The 7,006-nt window shown below is 63.1% G+C and carries 8 protein-coding genes; 4 read left to right on the top strand and 4 right to left on the bottom strand.

Features of this window, described 5'->3' with window-relative positions; all coding sequences use genetic code 11:
• Positions 1 to 129, top strand: a 129-nt coding sequence (locus EEQ99_RS15295) for a 4Fe-4S dicluster domain-containing protein (RefSeq protein ID WP_164735940.1), incomplete at its 5' end; no start/stop codon positions are given.
• A gap of 136 nt (positions 130 to 265) precedes the next feature.
• Positions 266 to 880, top strand: a complete 615-nt coding sequence (locus tag EEQ99_RS15290; protein WP_047616146.1) for a L,D-transpeptidase — start codon at positions 266 to 268, stop codon at positions 878 to 880.
• Between the two features lie 74 nt (positions 881 to 954).
• Here the strand turns inward: EEQ99_RS15290 and EEQ99_RS15285 are convergent, their stop codons facing one another.
• Positions 955 to 1,860, bottom strand: a complete 906-nt coding sequence (locus tag EEQ99_RS15285; protein ID WP_048338694.1) for a DMT family transporter — start codon at positions 1,858 to 1,860, stop codon at positions 955 to 957.
• A gap of 95 nt (positions 1,861 to 1,955) precedes the next feature.
• Here EEQ99_RS15285 and EEQ99_RS15280 point away from each other — a divergent pair, with 95 nt between their 5' ends.
• On the top strand, positions 1,956 to 2,477 hold the full coding sequence (locus EEQ99_RS15280) for an Lrp/AsnC family transcriptional regulator (RefSeq protein ID WP_174824460.1): 522 nt from the start codon (positions 1,956 to 1,958) through the stop codon (positions 2,475 to 2,477).
• Positions 2,478 to 2,504: 27 nt separating this feature from the next.
• Here the strand turns inward: EEQ99_RS15280 and mgtE are convergent, their stop codons facing one another.
• Both mgtE and EEQ99_RS15270 read right to left on the bottom strand, forming a co-directional pair.
• Positions 2,505 to 3,878, bottom strand: coding sequence for a magnesium transporter (gene mgtE, locus EEQ99_RS15275; RefSeq protein WP_063474203.1), 1,374 nt, complete (start codon positions 3,876 to 3,878; stop codon positions 2,505 to 2,507).
• Positions 3,879 to 4,190: 312 nt separating this feature from the next.
• Positions 4,191 to 5,204: a zinc-binding alcohol dehydrogenase family protein gene (locus EEQ99_RS15270; protein ID WP_097542935.1), complete on the bottom strand. Its 1,014-nt coding sequence runs from the start codon at positions 5,202 to 5,204 to the stop codon at positions 4,191 to 4,193.
• Between the two features lie 103 nt (positions 5,205 to 5,307).
• On the opposite strand from EEQ99_RS15270, the gene EEQ99_RS15265 reads away from it, so the two are divergent.
• Positions 5,308 to 5,745: a winged helix-turn-helix transcriptional regulator gene (locus EEQ99_RS15265; RefSeq protein ID WP_097542936.1), complete on the top strand. Its 438-nt coding sequence runs from the start codon at positions 5,308 to 5,310 to the stop codon at positions 5,743 to 5,745.
• Here the strand turns inward: EEQ99_RS15265 and EEQ99_RS15260 are convergent.
• Positions 5,671 to 6,897: an MFS transporter gene (locus tag EEQ99_RS15260; RefSeq protein WP_097631112.1), complete on the bottom strand. Its 1,227-nt coding sequence runs from the start codon at positions 6,895 to 6,897 to the stop codon at positions 5,671 to 5,673. The two genes, EEQ99_RS15265 and EEQ99_RS15260, sit on opposite strands and share 75 nt — an antisense overlap.
• Positions 6,898 to 7,006: the final 109 nt, after the last annotated feature.

The following is a 7,006-nucleotide window of genomic DNA, read 5'->3' as shown; positions in this document are numbered from 1 at the left end:
CAGGACACCTTCGTCATCAACGCCCAGAACTGCGTGCACTGCAAGACCTGCGACATCAAGGACCCCAACCAGAACATCAACTGGGTGCCGCCGCAGGGCGGCGAGGGGCCGGTCTATCCGAATATGTGAGGCGGATTATCCCCGCTGCCGACAATTTTCACGTGCTGACGCCTTCGTGATCGCTTATTGCGGGCCGTCGTTAGTCGTTCGTTAACCATAATTTCCTTAGCTTGCGACATCATGTTGACGCACTAAGGACACATTCATGACGATCTCCCGCCGGGGCTTTTTGATCGCTCTGCCGCTTTTTGTCGCCGGCTGCTCTTCGACCGGCCTGAACAGCCAGACCAATTACGCCGCACTTCCGGAAGAAAAATTTCCGCTGAAGCAGGTGCCGATCGACAAGATCAAGCCGGAGCTCCGCCGCCAGGAAGTGGCCTATGAAACCACACACGCTGCCGGCACAGTGGTGGTCGATACCCCGGCGCGCCGCGCCTACTATGTCCTCGGCGACGGCAGGGCAGTGCGTTACGGGGTGGGCGTCGGCCGCGAGGGGCTGGCCTTTGCCGGCGACGCCTATATCGGCCGCAAGGCCGAGTGGCCGAGCTGGACGCCGACCGAAAACATGCAGCGCCGCGAAGAGCGTTATCGCAAGCTTGCCGGCGGCATGCCGGGCGGCCCGAACAACCCGCTCGGTGCGCGGGCGATGTATCTCTATCGCGGCGGCGGCGACACGCATTTCCGCATTCATGGCACCAACCAGCCGCAATCGATCGGCCTTGCCATGTCGAGCGGCTGCATCCGCATGATGAACCACGACGTGATCGACCTCTATAGCCGCGTCGAGGTCGGCGCCAGGGTCGTCGTCATCCAGGCTTGAGCAATATGTCTGCTGAAAAAGCCGCCGCAGCGATCGCTGTCGGCGGCTGTTGACGTGTTGGTTCCCGCTGATGGTCAATGGCGCGGCGCGGCAATACCCGTCGAAAGCGCCACCCCGATGCCGGTGATCACCGCGGCGCTGATTTCGGTGATGCCGATCGCTTCGCCGAGCAGGAATCCGCCGCCGAGGGTTGCGAGCACCGGTGTCAGCGCCGTGAAGGCGGCGGCCTGCGTTCCGCCGAGTGTTCTGACGGCGGTGCCATAAGCCAGCATGGCGATCAGGCCGGACAGAATGCCCTGGCTCAGCACCTGCAGGCCGATATCCGGGAGAGAAGCCTGCGGCAGTGAGATGCCGAAGACAAGGGCAAGCGCGCCCATGATCAGGAAGGACCAGACGGCGATCAGGGCGCTCGCCTGTACGGCGGTCAGGCCGGAGCGGCGGAAGGCATGTGTATAGCTTGCCCACAAAACGGCGCCGGCCGGCAGCAACACGAAGCTCGTCCAGGGCAGCGAGGCGTCCGCAAGGCTCTGCGTCAGCAAGATCAGTACTCCGGCGATGATCGCGGCGAGCCCGGCGATGCGCGTGCTGTCAGGTCTTTCGCGAAACAGCGCAATGCCGATCAGCGCCGCAGCGAGCGGCATCGAGCCGCCGAGCAGAATGCCTGAAGAGGCGGCGGGCGTCGAATGGATTGCCAGCGTGGTCAGCAGGAAGAAGACGGCGCCGGAACCGGCGACCATGATCGCCAGCAGGTGGAGCGGCAGGGCCTTCGGCAGCAGTCCCGTCTTCAGCCAGACGGGCGCAAGCACCAGCGCCGGAATTCCGAAGCGGATCAGTCCGATGTCGATCGAGCCGAGTGGCGTTGCGGCGCTGTGGCGGGTGACGAGAAACCATGTCGCCCAGATCAACACGGTCAGAGTGCCGCTGGCATAGCCCAACGCCTGCGACGGCGACTTGTCGTTCGTAAATGCAATGGTGGTCATCGTCCTGTCCCTTCTCTCGTCCGGAGCCTCTCCGGTTGAGAAAAGACTAGCGCTAGAGGGCAGGGCATGTCCTTGCTATCTCTGGCTCTAAAATCATGCTAGACGCAATCTTCTGCCAATCCGTGCCGACAGGGATCGCGAAAATGCCAAATCTCGATAAATTCGATATTGCCATCCTGAAGTGCCTGCAGGAGGATGCGCGCGCAACCAATGTCGAGATCGCCGAGAAGGTGAACCTTTCACCGTCGCCCTGCCTGCGCCGCATCCGCAATCTCGAACGCTCCGGCGTCATCCGCGGCTATACGGCCGATATCGATCGCAAGGAGGTCGGTCTCGGCTTGACCGTCTTCGTCGAATTCAAGGTCGTCCATCACAGCCGCGAAAATTCCGAGGCGCAGCAGAAGGCGCTGCTCGCCATCCCCGAGATCGTCTCCTGCTTCCTGATTTCGGGCACGGCCGATTTCCTCGCCGAAGTGGTGGTGGAGGATCTCGCCGCCTACGAACGGCTTCTGACGGAAACGCTGCTGACGCTGCCGAATGTCAGCGACATCCGCTCCAACTTCGCCATCCGCAGCATCAAGACGCATGGGCCGTTGAAGCTGCCCGAGGGGAAATAATTCTCCTCGGGCTTGCCGTTTTGGGCGCTACAGCAGCGTTCCGCTGAGGATGAGCAGCGCCACCGAGAAGTAGATGACGAGCCCGGTGACGTCGACCAGCGTGGCGACGAAGGGGGCCGAGGCGCTGGCCGGATCGAGCCGGAGTTTCTGCAGCACGAAGGGCAGCATCGAGCCGCAGATCGAGCCGAAGGTGACGATCCCGATCAAGGCGGCGAATACCGTGACGGCGACCATCTGCCAGTGCGGGCCGTAATCGTAGAGCCCGGCCGACTGCCAGAAGACGATGCGGACGAAGCCGACCAGGCCGAGGATCGCGCCGAGCACGATGCCGGTCGGCAGCTCGCGCAACAGCACCTTCCACCAGTCGGAAAGCTTCAGCTCGCCGAGCGCCAGGGCCCGGATGATCAGCGAGGTCGCCTGCGAACCGGAATTGCCGCCGGAGCTCATGATCAGCGGGATGAACAGCGTCAGCACCACGGCCTTTTCCAGCTCGCCTTCGAAATGCTGCATGGCGCTTGCCGTCAGCATTTCGCCGAGGAAGAGCGCGGCGAGCCAGCCGGCGCGCTTGCGGATCATGCCGGCGAAGCTGATCTTCATGTAGGGCTGGCCGAGGGCTTCCATGCCGCCGAACTTCTGCGCGGCTTCCGTCGTGTCCGATATCATCGTGTCGATCACGTCGTCGACGGTGACGATGCCGAGCACCTGCCCATGTTCGTCAATGACGGGCAGGGCGAGCAGGTCGTGCTTGCGGATCAGCCGGGCGACATCTTCCTGCTTCATCAGCGGATCGGCCGAAACCGGCGCACCCTTCTGCGCCACCGTGAGGATCGAAGCCTCCGGCTCGCCGGTGATGAGCCGGCGCAGCGTCACCACATGCATGAGCGCGTGGCTGATCTCGTCGAGCACGTAGATGGCATAGACGGTCTCGCGCGAGCGTTCGACCTGCCGCACATGATCGAGCGTCTGGGCAACTGTCCAGCTGTCAGGCACGCTGACGAACTCCGTCGTCATGATGCCGCCGGCCGTGCGTGGCGGATAGCCCATCAGGTGCTGGATCGCGATGCGCACCGGCTCGTCGAGGCTGGAGAACAGCCGGGCGCGGGTCTCGCCGTCGAGTTCGAGCAGCACGTCGGCGACGCGGTCGTTGGACATGCCGTGCAGCAGCCGTGCGGCGTCCTCCGCGCTGATCAGTGCAAGGATCTGTGCAGCGTTGCGAAGCTCCGGCCGGTCGAGAATGTTGACGGCATAGTCCAGCGGCATGCCGGACAGCACACGCCCGGCATCCTGGACGGCGAGCGCGTTCAACGCATCGACGCGTTCGGCGATCGTTGCGCCGCGGCTGTTGTTGATGAAGGCACGGGCGGCATGGCCTGCCCGAAGAGGGAAGCGATTGATATTCATGTGAGGCTCGCCTTTCCGTCGATCCGCCGTAGCGTCCGATCGGGCGAGCCGACAGGAGTCGGTCAGCGCACGAGGGCCGCGTACGGCAAAGGCAATCGACTGCTACTGTCGCTTGGCATCGTGAAGATGGCTCCGTTGAAATCCGTGGCTGACAGGTGTCGGCCACGTGTTTGCTAGGTGGTCCCGAATGCGGAAAAAGTCAAGCGGGGTCAATGCTTAACGCCAGAATGTCGCACCCCGCGATGCGGCATTCCGGGCGGATGGTTTGCATGACCTTGCGGTTCCGAAAAAATACCGGCCATGCTGGCGATCTCAGAATCCTGCAAGCACCGCCTTGCCCTTCATCCTGCCGCTTTCGACCATGGCATGCGCCTTCTTGAGATTGGCAGCATTGATCGGCCCGACGATCTCCGAAAGCGTCGTGCGAATCTTTCCGGCGTCGACGAGCTCGGAAACCTTGTTCAGCAGCTTGTGCTGCTCGATCATGTCAGGCGTGCCGTAGAGCGGGCGGGTGAACATCAGTTCCCAATGAACGGAGATGGCTTTGCGCTTGAAGGGCACGATGTCGAGCGTCTTCGGGTCGTCGATCAGCGCGAAGCGGCCCTGCGGCGCAATCGCTTCGACGATGTCGCCGATATGGCTGTCGGTATTGGTGGTCGAGAAGATGAATCCCGGCGCGCCGATGCCGAGCGCTGCCACCTGTGGCGCGATCGGTTTGGAATGGTCGACGACGTGATGCGCACCGAGTCCCTTTACCCAATCCTGCGTTTCCGGCCGCGACGCGGTGGCGATCACGGTGAGATCGGTCAGCGCCCGGGCGATCTGGATGGCGATCGAGCCGACGCCGCCAGCGCCACCGACGATCAGGATGGAGCGTGCCGCTCCCGAAACTGCGTCCTGTACCTTCAGCCGGTCGAACAGGGCTTCGTAGGCTGTGATCGAGGTCAGCGGCAGGGCGGCCGCGGCCGCGAAATCGAGGCTCTTCGGTTTGGCGCCGACGATGCGCTCGTCGACGAGATGGAATTCGGCATTGCTGCCCGGACGGCTGATGACGCCGGAGTAGAATACTTCGTCGCCTGGCCGGAACAGCGTGACCTCTGCGCCAACGGCTTTGACGATACCGGCGGCGTCCCAGCCGAGCACCTTGAGCTCGTCAGCGGGTGGCGCCGAATGGGCGCGGACTTTCACATCGACGGGATTGACCGAAATGGCCTTTATTTCGACGAGCAGATCCTGACCCTTGGCCTCCGGCATCGGCAGTTCGACATCGATCAGCGAGGTCTCGGCGGAAATCGGTTGGGGCGTTTTATAAGCGACGGCGCGCATGGGAGACTCCTGTGTTAATTGCACGGAAGCTAGATGCGCACTATGTTCTGACAACGCAAGAATGCACAAATTCTGTACGTAGTACCCAAAAGGATACCGTAAAATGTCATTGCCGCGCGCCAAGCTCGTCAAGAACTTTCCCGGTTGCCCGGTCGAGGCGACGCTGACTTACCTCGATGGCAAGTGGAAAGGCGTGATCCTCTTTCATCTGATGGAAGGAACCCTGCGTTTCAACGAACTGCGCCGCAAACTGCCGGCCGTGACCCAGCGCATGCTGACCAAGCAACTGCGCGAACTGGAAGAGTCCGGTCTGGTGTCGCGCACCGTTTTTCCGGTGGTGCCGCCGCGCGTCGAATATGCAATGACGCCGCTCGGCATGACGCTGAAGCCGGTCATTCGAGCGCTCGCAGCATGGGGCGATGATTATGTCTTCTGCAGCCCGGAAGGCCGCGAGTTGCGCATGGCCTCAGACGGCCTGCGCGCTCCGGCTGCGGCGCTCGAGGTGGAACGAGGCTGCAAACACGAAGAGGCCGAGGAATGAGAGCGCTGCGCCGACATAACCGGTTGCCGCAAAACCGTAACCCCAGGCGATGACGAGGCCGCCGAGCCAGGCGCCGATCGCATTGGCGATGTTGAAGGCGGAATGGTTGGAAGCGGCGGCAAGCGTCTGCGCATCGGCGGCGACATCCATCAGCCGCGTCTGCAGCGCCGGGCCGGCGGCAAAACCGCAGCCGACGAGGAAGACGCAAAGGCCGAGCATATAGGGGTTGGCGGCGGTCAGCGAAAAGATGGTCAGCACGACGATGTTATAGACCAGCGACCCGCCGATCGTGCCGAGCAGCGACTTGTCGGCGAGCCACGAGCCGATGAAATTGCCTGCGTTCATGCCGACGCCGAAGAGAACAAGCATGATCGGGACCGCACTTTCCGGCAGCATCGCCACTGCAGTCGTCGTCGAGGCGATATAGCTGAACATCGCGAACATGCCGCCATAACCGACGGCGGCGATGCCGAGCGTCAGCCACACTTGCGGCCGGCGGAAGGCGCCGAGTTCGCGCAGGAACCCCGCTTCCTCGGAAACCCGGTCCTTCGGAACGTAGAACCAGATCAGCGCCACGGTCAGCAGGCCGAGTACGCCGACCGAGAAAAACGCCACCTGCCAGTCGAGCGACTGGCCGAAGAACGTCGTCAGCGGCGTGCCGAGAAGGGTAGCGACCGTCAGGCCGAGCATGACGCGGCCGACGGCACGGGCGCGGCGATGCACCGGCACCATCGAGGCGGCAACAAGAGCCGCGACGCCGAAATAGGCGCCATGCGGCAGGCCGCTGATGAAACGCAGCAGAGTGAAGGTCTCGAAGGTCGGCGCCAGGGCGCTTGATATATTGCCGGCGGCAAAGATCAGCATCAGCGTCAGGAGCAGCGTGCGGCGTGCCATCTTCGCGGCGAGCACGGCGATGACGGGCGCGCCGACGACGACGCCGAGCGCATAGGCGCTGATGACGTAGCCGGCCTGCGGTGTGGTGACCGAGAAAGTCTCGGCGACATTGGGCAGCAGCCCCATGATCGCAAACTCGCCGGTGCCGATGCCGAAGCCGCCGCAGGCGAGCGCCAGTTGCACCAGCGCCACTGTCGTTGCCGACGGCAGCTCTTCATCCCGGCTATCGACGGAAATATTGACGGCAATCTCACTCACGAGAGCTCCTCGAGGCGGTTTCTGCTTGGAAATGGCCCTTGGCGCAGGCGCGGCCGCGAGCCGATCGTAAAATGGCGGGAGGTGGAGACCCATGTCCCCGATACTTCAT

This window comes from Rhizobium anhuiense, assembly GCF_003985145.1.
Taxonomy (GTDB): domain Bacteria; phylum Pseudomonadota; class Alphaproteobacteria; order Rhizobiales; family Rhizobiaceae; genus Rhizobium; species Rhizobium anhuiense.
Note: the sequence above shows the minus strand (reverse complement) of the source record. Positions and strands in the feature narration are given on the sequence as shown.

Bases quoted from the DNA above. Each gene is read 5' to 3' on its own strand.
- EEQ99_RS15290 (WP_047616146.1), top strand. From the start codon at position 266: ATGACGATCTCCCGCCGGGGCTTTTTGATCGCTCTGCCGCTTTTTGTC.
- EEQ99_RS15285 (WP_048338694.1), bottom strand. From the start codon at position 1,860: ATGACCACCATTGCATTTACGAACGACAAGTCGCCGTCGCAGGCGTTG.
- EEQ99_RS15280 (WP_174824460.1), top strand. From the start codon at position 1,956: ATGCTAGACGCAATCTTCTGCCAATCCGTGCCGACAGGGATCGCGAAA.
- mgtE (WP_063474203.1), bottom strand. From the start codon at position 3,878: ATGAATATCAATCGCTTCCCTCTTCGGGCAGGCCATGCCGCCCGTGCC.
- EEQ99_RS15270 (WP_097542935.1), bottom strand. From the start codon at position 5,204: ATGCGCGCCGTCGCTTATAAAACGCCCCAACCGATTTCCGCCGAGACC.
- EEQ99_RS15265 (WP_097542936.1), top strand. From the start codon at position 5,308: ATGTCATTGCCGCGCGCCAAGCTCGTCAAGAACTTTCCCGGTTGCCCG.